The sequence below is a fragment of the Hyphomicrobium sp. genome (genome assembly GCF_009026145.1).
Lineage (GTDB): Bacteria > Pseudomonadota > Alphaproteobacteria > Rhizobiales > Hyphomicrobiaceae > Hyphomicrobium_A.
Genome location: NZ_WBUE01000009.1, coordinates 96,167 through 114,958 on the forward strand (window position 1 = coordinate 96,167; position 18,792 = coordinate 114,958).

Below are 18,792 nucleotides of genomic sequence, written 5' to 3' on the forward strand. Positions count from 1 at the left end.
TAAAAACGCCGGGTTTGTCTCAAGCTTTGCCCACAGGGTCAAGGAGTGAGGTCGCCAAGGAGAGGATGCCATCGGCCGACGCCTGCGGCGCGTTGGCACGCTGGCTCGGCCGGGGGTCTGAACGACTGTCCCTACTCGCTGACGGTCTCACCGGCAAAGGCGCGCACCAAATCGACGATGGAGCGTCGCACACGCGGATCGGTGATGCGCGCGAATGCCTTGTTGAGCTCCAGGCCCTCGCGGCTCCCAAGGAACTCTACGGCGTAGCTTTCCGCCGGGCGCTCGCCGAAGCCGGCTGCACCTGCCGGCTGGCCGACCGCGAGCTCCTCATAGAAGAACTGCACTGGAACGCCGAGAACCTGCGAGAGATCGAACAGGCGGCTGGCGCCGATCCTGTTGATACCCTTTTCGTACTTCTGGATCTGCTGAAAGGTCAGACCGAGGTGCTCGCCAAGCTTTTCCTGGCTCATGCCGAGCAGCATACGGCGCAGCCGCACGCGGGCGCCGACGTGAACATCTATGGGGTTGGCGCGCCGCGACCCACGCTCTTCGATTTCTGCATCTTCCAACCCGGTCTCTTTCGACATTCCTACTACCTTTAATCCCGCTTGTTACCAGTTATGCACGCTTTGATTGCGGGCGCTCCCCCATCCAACTTGGGGTGTTATTGAAGGGCCGGAAAATCTTCCCGATGCCTCCGATTCGAGCTTTATGACGGCTGCCATCCTTCAGAACAACAACCAAATTGTCTCTAATGGCTTTGGCGGTAGTTCAGCAGAGCTGCGGCACCCAGAAAGATGAGAACCAGAGCTAAGAAAGTACAATCGCCCAGCTTAGCGTAAACGGGGGCTGAGATAGACGCAGGTATTCCACTGTCCAGGACGCCGCGGGCGTTAAGGGTGAGCATTGCGACAACACGACCTTGCCCATCTACGACCGCCGACACGCCATTATTGGCCGCCCGGATGATTGGCAAGCCCTCCTCGACCGCACGCACGCGCGTCTGGTGGAAGTGTTGCCAGGGCCCTGTCGTATCCCCGAACCAGCCGTCATTCGTCACGTTGACCAGCAGCCCCGGCCGCTCGGCCCCCTGGACGATGGCGGTCGGGAAGATCGCCTCGTAGCAGATCAGTCCTGCCGCCGGCGGCAGTCCGGGGATCTTGAGCAGCGGGCGCGGCACGGTGCCGATGGAAAAGCCACCGCGCCAGCGGGTCAGCTGCTCGAGGCCGATGCTTTCCAGCAGCCCCTGCATCGGCAGGTACTCGCCGAATGGCACGAGATGAATCTTGTCGTAGGTGTGCTCCAGATTGCCCTGGTCGCCGAATGCCATGAGGCTGTTGTAACCCTCGCGCGCGCCAGCGAGCGCGGTCGACGTCTGGTGCTTGAGCCGCAGCGCTCCCGATAGCAGCTGCGTGCCATTGGGCAGCATGTCGCCGATGGCCGCCAGCGCCTCGGGGTGCTCGAGTGGCAGGAAGGGCATGGCGGCCTCCGGCCAGACGAGGTGGGTGATGCCGGATAGGTCGTCCTGCCGGCCGGAGGCATCGCGCCGCGACAGGGAAAGCTGGTCCTCGAAAATCTGGCGCTGCTTCTCGGGGCGCCATTTGTCACGCTGCGGAACGCTCGCCTGCACGATGCGAACACGCACGCCATCGAGCATGGGGGCGGCCTCGGCAGATAGTCGCCAGACCCCGAGCGCATAGAGCACCAGCAGTGGAACGACGGCCAGCATGCCTGCGCGCAGGACGGCGCCGCGACGAGCCGTCTCCGCTTTGGCGTCCGCAACGATGACCAGTGGTCCGGCGAAGATGGCGACGCACAGGAGCGTCAGCCCGTAGATGCCGAGCACGGACGCCGACTGCATCAGCGGTAGCGGCCACGTCAGCGCATAGCCCAGAACGCTCCAGGGAAAGCCGGTCAACACGTGCCCGCGCAGCCACTCGGCGAGCGCAAGCGTGATCGCCAGCACCAGCACGCGCGCGATCCCGGGCGACCATACGAGCCGCGCCACGCCGGCAGCGAGCCCGGTGAACAGTGCCAATCCGGCTGGAAGCAGCACCACCGCGAACGGCATCAGCCAAGCGAACTTGTCGGCTTCGACCAGGAACGCTTCGCCGACCCAGAACAGTCCCAAGAGAAAATAACCGAAGCCGAACCACCACCCGGCGCCGGCTGCACGCAGCATAATAGCGCGACGTGAAACGCCCTCGGTACCTGCGCCGTCGATCAGCCAGACGAGCACCGGAAGCGTGGCGAACAGCACCGGCGAGAGGAAGAAGGGCGCCATGGCGAGGGCCGATGCGGCGCCGGCGACGAAGCCTGCAGCCAAGCGGCGCCGGCCCGACAAGCTGGCTATCGAGAGCGCAAAGCCTCTCACCAAATCGACAAAGCGCACCACGATGGCAGAGCCGGCTTGCCGCTGCCGCGCGGATGCCGGAGCGAGGCTCACGCTTTCGCCGCGTCGGCTGCCGGCGTTTCGGCAACGCGCGGCTGGTGGATCTTCACCTTCTTGAGGCGGCGCGCATCGGCATCGAGCACCTCCAACTCAAGGCCACTGGGGTGTCGAACGAGCTCGCCGCGCACCGGCACCCGCCCAAGCAGCGAGAACATCAGCCCACCCAGCGTGTCGATGTCCTCCTCCTCTTCAGGTTTCAGGAGCTTGACGCCGAGATGCTCTTCCAGCTGCTTGATCGGTGTGCGCGCCGAAGCGACGAGCCCAATCTTCGGTTCGGTGACGATGTATGCCGCCTCGGCCACATCGTGCTCGTCCTCGATATCGCCGACGATCTGCTCGACCAGGTCCTCGATGGTGACCAGCCCGTCGGTGCCGCCATACTCATCGACCACCAGCGCCATGTGGATGCGCGTCGATTGCATGCGGATCAGGAGGTTGGTCGCCGGCATCGATGGCGGAACATAGAGGACGGGGCGGCGGATCTTGGCCGAGGTGATGGGGCGCGAGAGGTCGACGCGGCCGAAATCGAGATGCGACGGCTCGGCCCCCGTGTCATCGCCGCTCACGTCTCCGTCTGCCGGCGCCACGGCTATGCGTGTATTCACCGAGTCGTCGGCCGCTTCCCGTGTGAGCCAGCGGAACAGGTCCTTGACGTGAATCATGCCGCGCGGGTCGTCGAGGGTCTCGCTGAACAGCGGAATACGGGACACACCGGCCTCGCCGAAGGTGCGCAACAGCTCCGCGAGAGTGTCGCTCTCTTCGAGCGCGATGATATCGGCACGCGGCACCATGATGTCCTCGACGCGCAGGCCCCCGAAGCGCAACAGTCGGCGCAGCATCTCGCGCTCTTCGGTCGAGAATGCGGCGGCATCGGCCTCCGCCTCCCCCTTGAGGTCCGCCTCGAGCATCTCGCGCAGGCTGGGCGAGCGCAGTCCGATGCGGCTGAGCAGCGCGTTGAGCAGGCTTTGGCTGCCGGTGGCAAGGGGCTCGCCGCTCACCGGACTCGGCGTCTCGATCGGGTCTTTGGGTAAGTGTGCGTTGCTCATGATTTGGTACGATGGCTCGCATGCTCGGGCGGATCGATCGGCCGCGCCGCCGCATAGGGATCGGCAATGCCGAGGCGCGCGAGAATGCGCACCTCGAGGCATTCCATGGCCTGCGCCTCCTCGTCCGTCTCGTGGTCATATCCCAGAAGATGCAAAAGTCCGTGCACCACCAGGTGTTGCATATGATGCTCGAGTGGCAGCTCCAGATCGGCGGCCTCGCGCTGCATCGTCTCCAAGGCGAGCACAACATCGCCAAGGAAGCGCGGCTCGCCTTCCACCGGCAGCATGGGGATCGCAGGAAAGGACAGCACGTTGGTGGGCGCTGCCTTGCCGCGATAGCTGGCGTTGAGCTCGGCCACTTGCGCGTCGCTCGAGAGCGCCACGCAGATCTCGCCGCTCGATAGTGCCAGCTCGGCGGCGAGTGCCCGCGCGGCCTCGCGCACCAGAGCGTCGCCGTCGACGACCGAATCCCAGTCGCCGCCTTCGTGCACGACGTCGATGTCGAGACTTAGGGGAGGATCGGCGTCGGCTTGCGCATCATCCGTGCCATTGACGGGCGGCGCGCGGGTCACTGGAGCAATGGGGGGCATGGCACGAAGCTTACTTCTGCCGGTCATAGGCTTCAACAATGCGCGCGACGAGGTCACGGCGGACCACGTCGGCGCCGGTAAATCGGATAGCCTCGATCCCGCGCACGTCGGCGAGCAGAGCAATCGCCTCCTCGAGGCCCGATTTCATGCCGTACGGCAGGTCGATCTGGCTCGGATCGCCGGTTACCGTCATCTTCGAGTTCTCGCCGAGTCGGGTGAGAAACATCTTCATCTGCATAGTGGTCGTATTTTGTGCCTCATCGAGGATGACGTAGGCGTTGGCCAGCGTGCGTCCGCGCATGAAGGCGAGCGGCGCGATCTCGATGACGCCAGTTTCCAGGTCGCGCTCGACCTTCTCCGGCGGCAGCACATCATAGAGAGCATCGTAAAGCGGACGCAGATAGGGATCGACTTTCTCGCGCATATCGCCCGGCAAGAAACCGAGCCGCTCGCCCGCTTCGACAGCCGGGCGAGAAAGGATGATGCGCTCCACGACGCCGCGCTCCAGGCAATGGGCGGCGTAAGCGACGGCAATATAGGTCTTGCCCGTGCCGGCGGGGCCGACCCCAAACACGAGATCGGATTTCTCCAGCGCCCGAATGTAGGCGCTTTGCATGGGCGTACGCGCCTTGATGACGCGGCGGCGCGTGGCGATCTGTGCCTGCCCGTCACCGGGGACGGCTGCCTCGCGGGCGTGACGAATGAGCCCGTCGAAGTCGCCGGCACCGATCGGCTCGCCGGCGGCCGCGCGGCTGTAGAGCTCCTCCAGCACACCGCGCGCTATGTCGCAGGCCGCTTCCGGTCCGTTGAGCGTGACGACATTGCCGTGCGCGTGCGCCTCGATACCAAGGCGGTCCTCGATCAGAGCCAGGTGGCTATCGTATTCGCCGAGGAGCCGGGTCAGGTGGCGGTTGTCCTCAAAAGGCACCACCAGGCGCTTATTGGCGACCTGTGTTTTGGGCGATCGCCCCGGTCCAGCGACCGGATTCCCGCGAAATGCTGCCAATCGGCGCTCCAGACGTCGTTCGCTTCGAATCGTCACTCTCGTCGGTTAACCTATCATAGGCCTCAGCCGCGCCGCACAGCCGGAGCGGGATAACTGGCATAACCGTTACCGGATCATCACTCCGGGCGTATGACACCGGCTAGACTATTGGGCCCGAACGCTGAAATTTCAACGGGTACGACGCGGCCCAGCATGCCGGCAGGCGCTTTGGCATGCACGGACTGCAGATAGGGGGAGCGACCGATCAGTTGCCCCGGGCGCCGGCCCGGCTTTTCGAACAGCACTGGCAGCGCGCGCCCCACGCAGCGCTGACTGAACAGGGCCTGCTGACGCTCGATAACGCTCTGCAGGCGAGCAAGGCGGTCCGCCTTCACCTCGTCGGGAATTTGGTCGCTGAGCTTCTCAGCCGGCGTGCCGGGCCGCGGGCTATACTTGAAGGAATAGGCGGCGGCGAACCCGACTTCTGCGAACACGCTGAGCGTATCGGCAAACTCAGCCTCGGTTTCTCCCGGGAAGCCGACGATGACATCGGTCGACAGCGCGAGTTCGGGCTGCGCGGCGCGGATACGGCCGACGAGATCGATATACTCGCGCGCCGTATGCTTGCGATTCATGGCAGCAAGGATGCGGTCGGCGCCCGACTGAAACGGCAGGTGCAGATACGGCATCAGCTTCTTCTCGGTGCCGTGCGCAGCGATGAGGTCATCGCTCATGTCGCGCGGGTGGCTGGTCGTGTAGCGCAACCGCTCCAATCCATCGATCTGCGCGAGATGGCGGATGAGATCGGCGAGCGAGTAACTGCGCCCCTCCGGACCGGCGCCGTGGTAGCCGTTGACGTTCTGACCGAGCAGCGTCACCTCGCGCACGCCGCCGGCCACCAGAGCGCGCGCCTCGTGCTCGATGTCGGCGACGGAACGCGAGTACTCCATGCCGCGTGTGTAGGGCACCACGCAGAACGTGCAGAACTTATCGCAGCCCTCTTGCACGGTGAGGAATGCCGTAACGCCGCGCGAGGGGGCGCGCTGCGGCAGACGTGCGAATTTCTCCTCCTCGGGAAACTCCGTCTCGACCAGCGAGCGGTTCTCCGAGCGCGTGCGCGCGATCAGCTCTGGCAGCCGATGATAGCTCTGCGGACCGACCACTAGATCGACTACCGGCGCGCGCCGCACGATCTCGCTGCCTTCCGCCTGCGCGACGCACCCGACGACGGCGACAACCGTGTCGCTGCCCGACGCCGCGCGCGCGCCCTTCACCTGGCGAATGCGGCCGAGGTCCGAGTAGACCTTCTCCGCCGCCTTCTCGCGGATGTGGCACGTATTGAGAATTACGAGGTCGGCGTCTTCGACGGCGCCGGTCTCCGCATAGCCGTGGGCGGAGAGCGCCTCGGTCATGCGCTCAGAATCATAGACGTTCATCTGGCAGCCAAAGGTTCGCACGTAGACCTTGGGCCCCGTCGCAGGCGAGCGCGCTACGCCGGACGGCGAGATGATCGCCTCATCGGGCTCAGCCTCTCTCGTCTGCGTCGTCAACCGATCGTCCATGCTTTCGCGCGTCCACTGTCCATGCCGCGTACGCAGCCTCATCGCTGCGGCTTTGTCCAGTCCCTACATAGGAGTATCCCTCACGTCCACTTTTGCCGGGGTTCCGCGGCGCGCATTCTGATGGCCGATGGCGCCGGCTCAGCTTCTGCGATCGTCACGGCTTCATCCGATGACCTGACGCGCAACATGCGCACCACGTGCTCGCGTACCTGTGCTTCGCTATGCCGCGCCAGCTCCTTGCGATCGGCGAAGCTCGTTAATGCCACAGGCGCCCCGATGCGGATCTCAACGTCGAGTGGACCGGCCTTGAGCAGCTGCCAGGCGTGGCTGCGCATCTCCATGTCACCGTACCAGGCAACCGCAGGTCGCCCCGTACGGCCGAGGGGAACACCGTGCAGGCGCGTGTAGACCACCGACAGCGTCTGCACGACCGCGTCGGGCGCTGCGCTGGCCTCCCCTGACGGAGGCTTCGCCGCGGCGAACAGCGAGGTCATGAACGGCAGCACGCGGTTGCCGTCGCTCGAAGTGCCTTCGGCGAAAAGAACGATGGCGTCGCCCTGGGCAAGCCGCTCGACGATTTCGCCGGCCACCTGCCCAACCGCGATTCGTCGCGTGCGATCGACGAACACGGAGCGCTGCAGGCGCGCCAAGGAGGCGACGAACGGCCAGTTGCCGACCTCCTTCTTGGCGACGAACGAGACTGGCGCCACGGCGGAAAGCACGGGAATGTCCAGCCACGTCGTGTGATTGGCGACGAGCAGCACCGGGCGATCGCGCGCCACCTCGCCGTCGATCGAGATGCGGATGCCGAGCAGTCGGCACACTTGGCGGTGGTACCAATGCGGGAAGGTGCGCGCACGCTTCGGACTGGCGCGCAAGAGAAGTGCCTGCACTGGCATCAGCGGCACGGTGAGGGCGAAGAAGCCTGCGAGAATCGCTCCACCGCGGAACGCACCCATCTTCGCTCCCCGCCAGCGTATCACGCCTTCTTCGCCGGTTTCACGCGCACGCCATAGAGCTCGAGCCGGTGACCGACGAGCTTGAACCCCAGCTCGCGCGCGATCCTGTCCTGCAGCGCCTCGATCGCTTCGTTGCGGAATTCGATCACGCGTCCGCTCTCCATATCGATGAGATGATCGTGATGACCGCGCGCTGCCTCCTCATAGCGCCCGCGCTTGTGGCCGAAGTCGTGTCGTTCGAGAATGCCCTTCTCGGCGAACAGCTTTAGCGTGCGGTAGACGGTCGATAACGATATCCGCCGGTCCACCTCGTGGGCGCGCTGGTAGACCTCCTCGACGTCAGGATGATCCTTTGCGGTCGACAGAACGCGGGCGATGACGCGCCGCTGGCCGGTCATGCGCAAGCCCTGCTCGGTGCACAGGAGCTCGATGCGGCTCAAATTCGGATTTGTCGATTCGGCCATGCGGCGGTGTTCGCTCCGCTCTCGGTCGGTGGACGCTTTATAGGAAAGCGGCCGCGGGCCGTCCACCGCCGACGGTCCACGAAAAACGACCACATGCACCTATAGGGTAAGGGCCAGAATAATGGCATCGACGCTCTCGCCCGCCCCGCGCTGGTAATAGGCCTTGCGCCGTCCGGCCGTCTTGAAGCCGAGGCTCTTGTAGAGAGCGATCGCCGGGTCGTTGTCGGATGCCACCTCGAGGAATAGACGCCGTACCTCGGCGCGGCGGGCGGCGCGGGCGAGCCCCTCGACCATCTGGCGGGCGATGCCGCGGCGCTGCCACTCCGGCGCAACGCCAATCGACAGGATCTCGGCCTCATCGGCGGCGATGCGCCCGATAACGAAGCCGGCGAGCGACCGCGGCTCCCGCACCTGAGCGATGAACGAGGCGGATGCGGGATGCTCGATGGACTGCGTCACGCTGTCGGCATCCCACGGCGGATCGAACAGTCGGGCGTGCAGGGCAGCGATCTCTTCGGCGCGCTCCGGGCTCGCCCACAGAAGGCTCAAGTTCTTCGGATCGAGCGGGGTGGCGGCCGTGCGCATCTTCAGAGCCTCGCGATCGCCTTGCCGTCCTGCGGCTTGGCATCGGGCGGCCGCAGATAGAACGGAATGAGCGGCGCATCGGATACTTCGAGCGAGGTCGCAAGGTGCGCCAGCGCGACGGCATCGGGGAGCAGGTCGGGGAGCGCCGCTCGCGCGTCGCGACCCTGACGCGCGGCAACGGCTGCGACTAGCGTGGCGCCGGAGCCGACGAACACGATGGGTCCGCGGCCGCCCAGCAGCGCCGCCTCTTCCACCGACAATAGCTGCGGCGGTGAGATCGCATCGCACCCGCCGCCCGAGCCAAACAACTGGGCGTAGACTTCGCCCCGCCGCGCATCGACGACGACGGCGAGCACATCCGGCCTGATCTTGCGCCGCGCCACCTCAGCCATGACCGCCAGACTCGAAGCGCCGACGGTGCCGACTCCCGTCGCCAGCGCCAAGCTGCGGGCCGCGGCAATGCCGATGCGCGTTCCCGTAAAAGTGCCGGGACCGATGGTCACCGCGATCCGCTCGAGTTCATCGAAGCGCAGCCGCGCCTCTTCCATGGCTTCGCCGATCATCGGGATGAGGCGCTCGGCATGACCGGCCTCGAAGCGCTCCATCCGCGCACTGCGCTCGACGACAACGCCTTGGCGCCACTCGGCGAGGCACACCGAGCAGCCGTCGAAGCACGTATCGAAGGCCAGAATATTCATGCGCCGCACCCTATACGCAGAGCACGGCAGATTCACCATCCGAAAATGAAAGGCCAATGTCTCAGATGATCTTGGCCATTTCGGCGAAGTCGAGGCGCGGCGAACGCGGCTTCAGAACGGAGGCATCGCCGAATCCGAGGTTGCACAGGAAATTCGATCGGATGCTGGTGCCGGCGAAAAAGGCCTTGTCGACCCCGGCGTTGTCGAAGCCCGACATCGGCCCGCAATCGAGGCCCAAAAGCCTTGCCGCGAGAATGAGATAGGCGCCTTGGAGGGTGCCGTTGCGGAACGCGTTCTCGTGGATCTTGTCCGGCTTGCCGGCAAACGAGCTCTTCATGTCCTTGTGCGGAAACAGCCGTGGCAGGTGCTCGTAGAACTCCAGATCGTAGCCAATGATCGCGCATACCGGCGCCTGCATGGTCTTGGCGCGATTGCCCTCGCTGAGGAGCGGCCGCAGCTTCTCCTTGCCCTCCTTCGACCTCACGAACAAGAAGCGCGCCGGCTGGCAATTGGCGCTGGTGGGACCAAGCTTCAGTATGTCGACGAGCTGCCTCAGCAGGTCGTCCGGCACCTCTTTCGAAAGCCAGGCATTGTACGTGCGCGCATCCAGAAATGCTCGCCGCAAGGCAGCGTCATCGACCTGCATGGTTGTTCCTGCTGATCCGCATCGGTTGAACGCACAAAAAACCCCGCCGATGGGGCGGGGTTTCTCAATTCGCATCTACGCGGCTTAAACGGCCTGAACTTCTTGCACTTCCGGACAGAAGTGGCGTAGCAAATTCTCGATGCCGTGGCGCAGCGTGGCCGTCGAGCTGGGGCAGCCCGAGCAGGCGCCGCGCATGTGCAGATAGACGACGCCGTCGCGGAACCCCGAGAACGTGATGTCGCCGCCGTCCTGCGCCACCGCAGGGCGCACGCGCGTCTCAAGCAGCTCCTTGATGGTGGCGACGACCGCCTCGTCCTCGGGATCGTACGACACCGTACCCGCTTCGTCGTTGGCCGTCTCGGCGATGACCGGGGCCCCCGACATGAAGTGCTCCATGATGGCGCCGAGGATCATCGGCTTCAGGTGCTGCCACTCCTCGTCGCCCTTGGTCACCGAGATGAAGTCAGAGCCGAGGAACACACCGCGCACGCCTTTGATGTCGAACAAGCGCGAGGCAAGTGGCGACGCCAGCGCCTCCCCCTTGTCGGTGAAGTCGGCGGTGCCCTCGGCTAGCACGGCCTTGCCGGGTATGAACTTCAGCGTCGCCGGGTTGGGGGTCGCTTCGGTCTGAATGAACATCGGCTGGCCTTTCCGCATTGCCATCGCCGGCGCAGGCCGGCGGTCTACTCACTTTAGAATTAATCTAAGATAGGCGATCCAGGACGGGATTTCGAGTGCCTTGTGGGCCTTTTACGCCAAGGTGCGGACATCCTCCAGGGCCAGCGTCCCGGGTACGATGGTAATGGGGATCGGGAAGCTGCCGGCGGCGCTGCCGGCGGCCAGCGACGACACCAGGGGGCCGGGACCGGCGGCATCGGTCGAGGCTCCCAGCACCAGCACGGCAATATCCTCGTCCTCGTCGATCAATTTGCGAATTTCCTCGCCCTTGGCGCCCTCGCGGATGATTTCCTCGCAGGCGACGTTCTCGTACCCGGCCAGATTGAGCTTGCGGCGCATGAGGCGAAACAGCGCCTTGGCCTTGGTCGTCTCCTCCTCGACCTGCTGCTGGCGGACGTTGATCCAGTGCTGGAATTCCTGCGGCACGATCACGTACAGCATGACGAGCGTGCCCGAGGAGCGCTGCATGCGGCTGGCGGCGTAATAGAGGGCGCTTTCCGCCTCCGGACTCTCGTCGATGACGAGCAGGAACTTGCGGAAGTGGTCGGCCTCGAAGGAACGGCGCTTCTTCGTCGTCATGGACCCATGCTGCCATGAGGCTGGGGCACTAACAACAGCGCGAGCATTAAGAGCGCACGAAACCTACGACGTCCTTGACCTCGGCAATAATCGGCCCCGCGATCACGCGGGCCCGTTCCGAACCGCTGGCGAGGACGCGGTCGATCTCCGCCGGGTCGGCCATCAAGCGCTTGGTCTCGGCCGCGATCGGCCCGAGCTTCTCGACGCAAAGCTCCGCCAACGCCTTCTTGAAGGCGGAGAACTGCGCGCCGCCGAACTCCTCGAGCACCTTGGCCTTGCTCCGGCCGGCCAGCGCCGCGTAGATGCCAACGAGGTTCTCGGCCTCGGGGCGCCCGTCGAGGCCCTTGAGCTCCGAGGGGAGCGGCTCGGGATCGGTCTTCGCCTTCTGGATCTTCTTGGCGATGGTGTCGGCATCGTCCGTAAGGTTGATGCGCGACAGGTCGGACGGGTCCGACTTCGACATCTTCTTGGTCCCGTCGCGCAGGCTCATCACGCGCGTCGCCGGCCCGGTGATCACCGGCTCGGGCAGCGGAAAGAAGTTGCCGTCGACATAGCCCGCCTTCTCAATCCACTGCTTGAAGTCGTTGTTGAACTTCTGCGCGATATCGCGGGAGAGTTCGAGGTGCTGCTTTTGGTCGTCGCCGACCGGCACATGCGTTGCGCGATAGGCGAGAATGTCAGCCGCCATCAGGTTCGGATAGACGTAGAGGCCGACGGAGGCGTTCTCACGGTCCTTGCCGGCCTTCTCCTTGAACTGCGTCATGCGGTTGAGCCAACCGAGGCGGGCCACGCAATTGAAGATCCAAGCCAGCTCGGCGTGCGCCGCCACCTCGCTCTGGTTGAAGAGGATGCTGCGCTTGGGATCGAGGCCCGAGGCGATGTAGGCCGCCGTCACCTGGCGGATCGCCGATTTCAGCTCGTCGGGATCCTGCCAGACGGTGATCGCGTGCATGTCGACGACGCAATAGATGCACTCGTGCGTCTTCTGCAGCTCGATCCACTGCAGCATCGCCCCGAGATAGTTCCCGAGGTGCAGGCTGCCGGTCGGCTGCATGCCGGAGAACACGCGCTCTTTGAACTTCATTGGAGCCCCTTGAAGCGATAGGCGCGGGTTTATGGCGCGGCGGCGCCGCCCGCGCAAGGCCGCGTTTCACGAAACCGGCGACGGCAGTCAGACGGGGCCCGGCGGAGGCGTGCGGCGGGTGAGGAAACGACGCAGCTGGCGCATGTCGAGGGCACCGGCGGCGAAGACGGCTACGCCATAGACGATGAGCCCGGATCCGACCAGCACCGCGAGCGCGAAGGCGCGCGTCAACTCGGGGGTCGGCGGCTTGAACATGCCGTCGAGCGCATCGGCAACGACCCACAACACGGCACCCATAATGACGCTTGCCAGCACGATGCGCGGCAGAGTCCGCTTCAGCCGCGCGTCGGCGACGAAGAACCCGCGCCGCGCCAGCGTCGCGTAAAGCAGCCCCGCGTTGAGGAAGCCGCCCAGCGTCGTCGCCACGGCGATGCCGAGATGCGGCATCCAACCTTGGGCGCGGAACAGGAAGAACAGGACTATCGAGCCGAGCGTGTTCGCGGTCAGGCTGATGGTCGCGTAGACCATCGGCGTGCGCGTGTCCTCGCGCGCAAAGTAGGCGGGTGAAAACACCTTGATCAACACGAAGCTCGGCAGTCCGATGGCAAAGATCGCCAATGCATAGGCGGTGGCTAGCGTATCGGCGGCAGTGAAGGCGCCGCGCTCGAACAGCCCGGCGACGATGGCGGTCGGCACCACGGCCAGCGCCACGGCGGCCGGCAGCGTCAGCAGCGTGGCGAACTCGAGCGAGCGGTTCTGGCTGTCCATCACCGCCTCGTGATTCTCGGCGCGCAAATGGCGCGCCACATCGGGGAGCAGCACGACGCCGATGGCGATGCCGACGATGGCGAGCGGCAGCTCGTAGAGGCGATCCGCGTAGTAGAGGTAGGAGACCGCCCCGTTCTGCATCGAGGCGATGACAGTGCCGATGACGATGTTGATCTGCGTGACGCCGCCGGCGATCACGCCCGGGATGCCGAGGCGGATGAGCCGCCGCATGCCTTCGGTCATGCGCGGCCGGCGCAGCTTGAGCCAGATGTTGTTGCGTCGCAGGCCGTCCATCAACAGCCACAGCTGCAGGATACCGGCGGCGAAGACGCCCCATGCCTGGATGATGCCGGCCATCGGATCATTCTGATAGCCAAGCGCCATGCCAATGAGCGTCGCTGCCATCATCACGACGTTGAGGACGATGGAGACGGAGGAGCTTTCGACGAACTTGCCGAACGAGTTGAGCACGCCCGACATCAGCGCCACGAGCGACATGCACAACAGGTACGGCATGGTGATGCGCGTCAGGAGCACGGCGAGATCGAATTTCTCCGGCGTCTCGCTGAACCCCGGCGCCAGGCCGTACATCAGCAACGGCATGGCGATCTCGGCGATGATGGTGAGCGCCAGGAGGATGAAGACGAGCCCGGCCATGGCCTCTTCGGCGAACGCGCGCGCCACCTCTCGCCCCTCGCCCTCCAGCCGCTTGGCAAACAGTGGCACGAACGCGGCATTGAAGGCGCCCTCGCCGAACAGGCGGCGGAAGAGATTGGGGAAACGGAAGGCGACGAAGAAGGCGTCGGCGACGGCACCTGAGCCGAGAACGGCGGCGATGAGGATGTCGCGCAGAAAGCCGAACACGCGGCTCAGCATGGTGAGGCCGCCGACGGTCGCGAAGGAGCGGTAGAGCTTCATGGGCGCAGAGCGGTAGCGGAGCCTTGGCTCGAGGGCAAGCGGCCAGATGCTGCATGCCGCGCGGCGCCTCGCCAGCGTTGACATCGCCAAAGCTATTGCCGACAAGTTCGCAGGACAGGTGGAGGACCAGCCTCATGTTCCCGCTAGGCGACGACAATTCCATGCGGCGCTCGACGCCGTTCGTCACCTACATTCTCATCATCATCAATGTGCTGGTCTTTCTTCTAGAGCTGCAGAACGGCGACGCGTTCATCCAGGAGTGGGCGTTCGTTCCGGGACGCTTCTCGGACAATCCGGGGACCAACCTGGTGACCATCTTCACCGCCATGTTCATGCACGGCGGGTGGCTGCACCTCGGCGGCAACATGCTCTACCTGTGGATCTTCGGCGACAATGTCGAAGATCGCTTCGGGCACCTCAAGTTCCTCATCTTCTATCTGCTCGCAGGCATCGCCGCGACCTTCGCCCAATACTATGTCTCCCCCGGCTCGAACATTCCGAATGTTGGCGCCTCCGGCGCCATCGCCGGCGTGCTCGGCGCTTACATCCTGATGTTCCCACACGCGCGCGTGCACGTGCTGTTCGGCAGCCAGGTTGTCGCCATGCCGGCGCTCGTCGTGCTCGGCTTCTGGATCGTCCTGCAACTGTTCAGCGGCGTCGGCTCGATCGCCTACACCGACGAGACGACGCAAGACGTCGGCGGTATCGCCTACATGGCGCACGTCGGCGGCTTCGTCGCCGGCTTCCTGATGGCTTTCCTGTTTCGTGGCAGCGGCGGAAATCCGCGGATTTCGGCCTAGCCCAGGCTTCTATGCCCCGCGGCCACGCGATGGCCTTGAACAAGATGCTCAAATACCGGAGACTGTCGCTTGTGCCGGGGGCCGGGGGGCCTAGAGTGCGGGACGACCTCGATGCTTCGCCTGGCAGTGTTGTTTATACTTCTGCTGCTCATGCTGTTCGGAGGAGCAGTCTGGCTCCTCGACATGGACCCAGGGCCCTTAGCACCCAAGCAGCAGGCGAAAGAGCAAAGCCCGACCAAGGCGGCTAAATCCGCAACTGCGCAGGACGAAGCGCAGGAGCTGCAGGAGGCGCTCAGCCCCCCGTCGGATACGCAAGGCGCCGCCCCCTCATTCGATATCGCCCGCATCGACCCGAACGGCACATCCGTGTTCGCCGGGCGCGCCGAGCCTCGATCGGTCGTCACGATCACCGCCGACGGCAAGGAGATCGGCACGGCGCAGGCCGACGAGAACGGCGAGTGGACGTTCACCACCGACGCCAAGATCCCCAACGCGGAGGCCAAGCTGGCACTCTTCAAAGCTCCGCCCGGCACGAAAGTGGCCGATAGCGCGGCTCATCGTGAGGAGGTCAAGCCCGAGCCGCCCAAGCGGCACACGGCGGGCACCGTCACCTCCGACATGCTGAAGAACCTCGAGGGTATGGTCGCGGCGGCACGTACCGACGAGGAGAAGCAGACCGTCGCGGCGGCGCCACCGCCAGCCCCAATCACCGACGATCGCACGTCCCCGGCCGGTGCCCCTGTCGCCGCTGCGCCGCCGCTTCCGCCCACATCGCAGTCAGCTGCCACGAGCGCGTCGGTCCCGGTACCGGTCACCTTCATTTTCAACGAGGCAACGCTAACGAGCGATGGCAGAAGGGCCGCCGCGCTGCTGCTCGAATACCTGCAGCTCAAGCGCTTCCCCAAGGTGACCTTGACGGGCCATGCCGATGAGCGCGGCACGCACGAGCTCAACATGAACCTCTCCCGGGAGCGGCTCGAGACCGTCGCCAGCTTCCTGCGCGAGGGTGGCTTCAAGGGCGAGCTCGAGCTGATCCCCAAGGGCAAGACCGAGCCGTATACGGGGGTGGTGCGCAGCGACTTCAGCCAGGAAGATCTGTGGCAGCTCGACCGTCGTGTCGAGCTGATGGTGTCGCGCTAACGGTGCCGCGCCTCAGGTTGGCGCCGGGCTGCGATCGAGCTTCTCGACACTTCCCTCGAGGACGCCGATCAGCCGCTTGCGGATGGTCTCCTGCCGCGTCTCACTATCGATCTTCTTGCCCGTCAGGTCGGTCACGTAGAAGACGTCCACGGCCTTCTCGCCGAAAGTCGTGATGTGCGCCGACGTAATATCGAGCAGCAGGTTGGAAAGCGTGCTGGTGAGCTCGTACAGCAACCCGGGACGGTCGCGCCCCGCAACCTCGATCACCGTGAACTGGTCCGAAAGCGCGTTGTTGATGATCACATCAGGCTCGACGTTGAACGCCATGACGCGGCGCGGCGGCGGCCCGCGCTCGGCAAGCAGCGTGTCGAGCCATGCGTCGCCACGCAACAGTCGGCCGATGAGGTCGCCGATGCGCTTGCCGCGACGTAGCTCGTCCTCGTCGTCCTTGAAGGCGCGATTGAGCAGGAACGTATCGAGCGCGTACCCATCGCGCGTCGTCATGATGTGCGCGCCGGCGATGTTGGCGCCCGCGGCGGCGCAGGCGCCGGCGAACAGGGCCAAGAGGCGCGGATGGTTCGGAGCCACGACGGTCAGCTCGGTGATGGCCGTGAACGCATCGGTGCGCGTGTCGGTGGCGAGGTGCAAGCCCTCGTGCTCAGCACGGCGCAGCAGCTTGGCATGCTCCACCCGCCGCTCGGCATCGGTACGCAGCCAATAGTCGGGATAGTGCCGCTCGACGTAGCGGTCGACGTCGGCCTGCGGCCAATCCGTGAGCGCGCGCCGCAATTCTTCCTGGGCCTCCGCGGTGCGCTGACTGCGTTTCACCTGCGTGTGGCCGCCGGCAACGAGCGGCTCGGTCTCGTAATAGAGGGTGCGCAGGAGCTGCCCCTTCCAGCCGTTCCATACGCCGGGCCCCACGGCGCGAATATCGGCCACCGTGAGCAGCAGCAAGAGCTTCAGCCGCTCGGGACTCTGCACGACGTCGGCGAAATCGCGGATCGTCTTGGGGTCGGATAGATCGCGGCTCTGCGCGATGTTGCTCATCGTCAGATGCTGCTCGACGAGCCACGCGGCCGTCTCGGTCTCCGCCGGCGTCAGGCCGAAGCGTGGCCCCAGCTTGCGTGCCACGCGCGCACCGACGATCGAATGATCCTCGGTATAGCCCTTACCGATGTCATGCAGGAACGCGGCAACGTACAGCGCGCGCCGGTTCTTGATGGTGCCGATGATCTCCGTCGACAGCGGCAGCTCGTTGCTGGCTCCGCCGCGCTCGATATCGGTAAGCATGCCGATGGTGCGTATGAGGTGCTCGTCGATCGTGTAGCTATGGTACATGTTGAACTGCGTCATGCCGACAACGCGGCCGAACTCCGGCACGAAACGGCCGAGCACGCCGGCCTCGTTCATGCGCCGCAGCGACATCTCGGGATTGGTATCCCCGGTGAGCAGCTCGATGAAGATCCGGTTGGCCTCCGGATCGGTGCGCAGCCCGTCATCGATCAACCGCTTCGAGTGCCGCAACAGCCGTATGGCATCGGGATGCAGAAACGAGTTGGTGTGGTGCGCTTCGGCGAAAAAGCGGATGAGATTCACCGGATCGCGCTTGAACACCTCGGGGTCGGCAACATTGAGCCGGTCGTTGTCGATACGGAAGTCGGTGCGCGTGCGCAACTGCCGCCGCTGCTTCCAGCTCAGCGGACGCAGGAAACGACTGAGCCCGGGCGAGGCCTTGAGCTGCTGCATCTCGAGCGCCGAGCAGAGAATAGTCGTCAGGTCGCCGACGTCCTTGGCGATGAGAAAGTAGTGCTTCATGAAGCGCTCGACGGCGAGAAGACCGCCGCGGTCGTTGTAGCCGAGCTGGGCGGCGAGCCACGGCTGCATGTCGAACGTCAGCACCTCCTCGGCGCGCCCGCTGGCGAAATGCAGGAAGCAGCGGATGGTCCACAGGAAGTCCTCGCAGCGTCGGAACGTCGCCACCTCCTCGGTACGGAAGATGCCGGCGGCCACCGTCGCGGCGCCGACGCCCTGCCCGTATAGGTATTTTGACAGCCAGTGCAGCGTGTGCAGATCGCGCAGGCCGCCCTTGCCGTCCTTGACGTTGGGCTCGACCTTGTAGCGGCTCTCGCCGGCCGTGCGGTGACGGGCATCATACTCGGCCATCTTGGCATCGATGAAGGCGCGCGCCGTGCCTGCTACCACCTGCGTGCGGAAGCGCTCCTCGAACTCGCCGTAGAGCTTGCCGTCGCCGTGGATGAGCCGGGCATCGACCAGCGCGGTGCGCACCGTCACGTCGGAGCTCATCTTGATGCACTGATCGACGGTGCGCGTTGCGTGCCCGACCTTGAAACCGAGATCCCACAGCACGTAGAGAATGTACTCGGCGACGCTCTCGCCCCACGCCGTCTGCTTGTAGGGAAGCAGGAACAGGAGATCGATGTCGGACCCCGGCGCCAGCAAGGCGCGGCCATAGCCGCCCGTGGCAACGATGGCCATCCGCTCGGCATCGGATGGGTTGGTCGCCCGGTAAACGTGCCAGACGGTATAGTCGTAGAGAACGCGGATCAGCTCGTCCTGGAAATGCGACAGCCCGGAGGCGCAGCGGCGCCCACTGTGATCGGCCTCCAATCCGCGGCGCGCGGCCGCGCGCGCATCCGCGACCAGCAGCTTGAGGCGCTCGATCATGGCGCCGCGCGCCTTGCCGGCATCATCGCCAGCGGCGCGAAAATTCGCCGTCAGCTCGGCGCGCAACGCGCGCGAGTCGAAATAGGGTGCGCTCCGTTGGATCGCTCTATCCATGTTGCCTTGTCATGGCAGATGTCCGCACGACGTTGTCCT

General features: G+C 65.1%; 18 protein-coding genes. 2 read left to right on the forward strand and 16 right to left on the reverse strand.

From position 1 onward, the window contains the following. Positions 1 to 131: 131 nt before the first annotated feature. From F9K20_RS09550 to murJ, 15 genes are all read right to left on the reverse strand, one after another. Positions 132 to 587 carry a helix-turn-helix transcriptional regulator gene (locus F9K20_RS09550; protein ID WP_291000478.1) on the reverse strand — a complete coding sequence of 152 codons (456 nt, stop codon included), beginning with the start codon at positions 585 to 587 and terminating at the stop codon, positions 132 to 134. Positions 588 to 751: 164 nt separating this feature from the next. Further along, positions 752 to 2,446 (reverse strand): apolipoprotein N-acyltransferase, encoded by a 1,695-nt coding sequence (gene lnt / locus F9K20_RS09555; protein ID WP_291000480.1) that lies wholly within the window; start codon positions 2,444 to 2,446, stop codon positions 752 to 754. After that, positions 2,443 to 3,498, reverse strand: coding sequence for a hemolysin family protein (locus tag F9K20_RS09560; RefSeq protein WP_291000483.1), 1,056 nt, complete (start codon positions 3,496 to 3,498; stop codon positions 2,443 to 2,445). The genes lnt and F9K20_RS09560 overlap by 4 nt, the downstream gene beginning before the upstream one ends. Beyond that, a complete protein-coding gene (gene ybeY / locus F9K20_RS09565; RefSeq protein ID WP_291000486.1) occupies positions 3,495 to 4,088 on the reverse strand; it encodes an rRNA maturation RNase YbeY in 594 nt (197 codons plus the stop codon). The genes F9K20_RS09560 and ybeY overlap by 4 nt, the downstream gene beginning before the upstream one ends. A gap of 10 nt (positions 4,089 to 4,098) precedes the next feature. Further along, positions 4,099 to 5,022, reverse strand: coding sequence for a PhoH family protein (locus F9K20_RS09570; protein WP_291000592.1), 924 nt, complete (start codon positions 5,020 to 5,022; stop codon positions 4,099 to 4,101). Between the two features lie 188 nt (positions 5,023 to 5,210). Then, entirely contained in the window at positions 5,211 to 6,509 is a 1,299-nt protein-coding gene (gene miaB, locus F9K20_RS09575; RefSeq protein WP_291000594.1) for a tRNA (N6-isopentenyl adenosine(37)-C2)-methylthiotransferase MiaB, read from the reverse strand. A 206-nt stretch (positions 6,510 to 6,715) separates the two neighbouring features. After that, on the reverse strand, positions 6,716 to 7,594 hold the full coding sequence (locus F9K20_RS09580; RefSeq protein WP_291000489.1) for a 1-acyl-sn-glycerol-3-phosphate acyltransferase: 879 nt from the start codon (positions 7,592 to 7,594) through the stop codon (positions 6,716 to 6,718). Positions 7,595 to 7,614: 20 nt separating this feature from the next. After that, entirely contained in the window at positions 7,615 to 8,058 is a 444-nt protein-coding gene (locus F9K20_RS09585; RefSeq protein WP_291000492.1) for a Fur family transcriptional regulator, read from the reverse strand. A 99-nt stretch (positions 8,059 to 8,157) separates the two neighbouring features. Beyond that, positions 8,158 to 8,643, reverse strand: coding sequence for a ribosomal protein S18-alanine N-acetyltransferase (gene rimI / locus F9K20_RS09590; protein ID WP_291000495.1), 486 nt, complete (start codon positions 8,641 to 8,643; stop codon positions 8,158 to 8,160). Positions 8,644 to 8,645: 2 nt separating this feature from the next. Continuing rightward, positions 8,646 to 9,341, reverse strand: coding sequence for a tRNA (adenosine(37)-N6)-threonylcarbamoyltransferase complex dimerization subunit type 1 TsaB (gene tsaB, locus F9K20_RS09595; RefSeq protein ID WP_291000498.1), 696 nt, complete (start codon positions 9,339 to 9,341; stop codon positions 8,646 to 8,648). Positions 9,342 to 9,402: 61 nt separating this feature from the next. Then, positions 9,403 to 9,987: a malonic semialdehyde reductase gene (locus F9K20_RS09600; protein ID WP_291000501.1), complete on the reverse strand. Its 585-nt coding sequence runs from the start codon at positions 9,985 to 9,987 to the stop codon at positions 9,403 to 9,405. 84 nt (positions 9,988 to 10,071) lie between these two features. Then, complete coding sequence (locus F9K20_RS09605) at positions 10,072 to 10,626, reverse strand: NifU family protein (RefSeq protein WP_291000503.1); 555 nt, start codon at positions 10,624 to 10,626, stop codon at positions 10,072 to 10,074. A 111-nt stretch (positions 10,627 to 10,737) separates the two neighbouring features. After that, positions 10,738 to 11,244: a universal stress protein gene (locus F9K20_RS09610; RefSeq protein WP_291000506.1), complete on the reverse strand. Its 507-nt coding sequence runs from the start codon at positions 11,242 to 11,244 to the stop codon at positions 10,738 to 10,740. A gap of 46 nt (positions 11,245 to 11,290) precedes the next feature. Beyond that, the gene (gene trpS / locus F9K20_RS09615) at positions 11,291 to 12,328 is read right to left on the reverse strand and encodes a tryptophan--tRNA ligase (RefSeq protein ID WP_291000508.1); all 1,038 of its coding nucleotides are present in this window, start codon (positions 12,326 to 12,328) and stop codon (positions 11,291 to 11,293) included. Positions 12,329 to 12,415: 87 nt separating this feature from the next. Next, on the reverse strand, positions 12,416 to 14,014 hold the full coding sequence (gene murJ / locus F9K20_RS09620; RefSeq protein ID WP_291000511.1) for a murein biosynthesis integral membrane protein MurJ: 1,599 nt from the start codon (positions 14,012 to 14,014) through the stop codon (positions 12,416 to 12,418). Positions 14,015 to 14,148: 134 nt separating this feature from the next. Here murJ and F9K20_RS09625 point away from each other — a divergent pair, with 134 nt between their 5' ends. Beyond that, positions 14,149 to 14,814 (forward strand): rhomboid family intramembrane serine protease, encoded by a 666-nt coding sequence (locus tag F9K20_RS09625; RefSeq protein WP_291000514.1) that lies wholly within the window; start codon positions 14,149 to 14,151, stop codon positions 14,812 to 14,814. A 111-nt stretch (positions 14,815 to 14,925) separates the two neighbouring features. Then, positions 14,926 to 15,954 (forward strand): OmpA family protein, encoded by a 1,029-nt coding sequence (locus F9K20_RS09630; RefSeq protein ID WP_291000517.1) that lies wholly within the window; start codon positions 14,926 to 14,928, stop codon positions 15,952 to 15,954. Between the two features lie 12 nt (positions 15,955 to 15,966). Here F9K20_RS09630 and F9K20_RS09635 read toward each other — a convergent pair whose 3' ends face one another. Beyond that, positions 15,967 to 18,753 carry a [protein-PII] uridylyltransferase gene (locus F9K20_RS09635; protein ID WP_291000521.1) on the reverse strand — a complete coding sequence of 929 codons (2,787 nt, stop codon included), beginning with the start codon at positions 18,751 to 18,753 and terminating at the stop codon, positions 15,967 to 15,969. Positions 18,754 to 18,792: the final 39 nt, after the last annotated feature.

Coding starts and splice junctions, on each gene's coding strand:
- F9K20_RS09550 (WP_291000478.1), bottom strand. CDS start 587: ATGTCGAAAGAGACCGGGTTGGAAGATGCAGAAATCGAAGAGCGTGGG.
- F9K20_RS09560 (WP_291000483.1), bottom strand. CDS start 3,498: ATGAGCAACGCACACTTACCCAAAGACCCGATCGAGACGCCGAGTCCG.
- ybeY (WP_291000486.1), bottom strand. CDS start 4,088: ATGCCCCCCATTGCTCCAGTGACCCGCGCGCCGCCCGTCAATGGCACG.
- miaB (WP_291000594.1), bottom strand. CDS start 6,509: ATGAACGTCTATGATTCTGAGCGCATGACCGAGGCGCTCTCCGCCCAC.
- F9K20_RS09580 (WP_291000489.1), bottom strand. CDS start 7,594: ATGGGTGCGTTCCGCGGTGGAGCGATTCTCGCAGGCTTCTTCGCCCTC.
- F9K20_RS09585 (WP_291000492.1), bottom strand. CDS start 8,058: ATGGCCGAATCGACAAATCCGAATTTGAGCCGCATCGAGCTCCTGTGC.
- rimI (WP_291000495.1), bottom strand. CDS start 8,643: ATGCGCACGGCCGCCACCCCGCTCGATCCGAAGAACTTGAGCCTTCTG.
- tsaB (WP_291000498.1), bottom strand. CDS start 9,341: ATGAATATTCTGGCCTTCGATACGTGCTTCGACGGCTGCTCGGTGTGC.
- F9K20_RS09600 (WP_291000501.1), bottom strand. CDS start 9,987: ATGCAGGTCGATGACGCTGCCTTGCGGCGAGCATTTCTGGATGCGCGC.
- F9K20_RS09605 (WP_291000503.1), bottom strand. CDS start 10,626: ATGTTCATTCAGACCGAAGCGACCCCCAACCCGGCGACGCTGAAGTTC.
- F9K20_RS09610 (WP_291000506.1), bottom strand. CDS start 11,244: ATGACGACGAAGAAGCGCCGTTCCTTCGAGGCCGACCACTTCCGCAAG.
- trpS (WP_291000508.1), bottom strand. CDS start 12,328: ATGAAGTTCAAAGAGCGCGTGTTCTCCGGCATGCAGCCGACCGGCAGC.
- murJ (WP_291000511.1), bottom strand. CDS start 14,014: ATGAAGCTCTACCGCTCCTTCGCGACCGTCGGCGGCCTCACCATGCTG.
- F9K20_RS09625 (WP_291000514.1), top strand. CDS start 14,149: ATGTTCCCGCTAGGCGACGACAATTCCATGCGGCGCTCGACGCCGTTC.
- F9K20_RS09630 (WP_291000517.1), top strand. CDS start 14,926: ATGCTTCGCCTGGCAGTGTTGTTTATACTTCTGCTGCTCATGCTGTTC.
- F9K20_RS09635 (WP_291000521.1), bottom strand. CDS start 18,753: ATGGATAGAGCGATCCAACGGAGCGCACCCTATTTCGACTCGCGCGCG.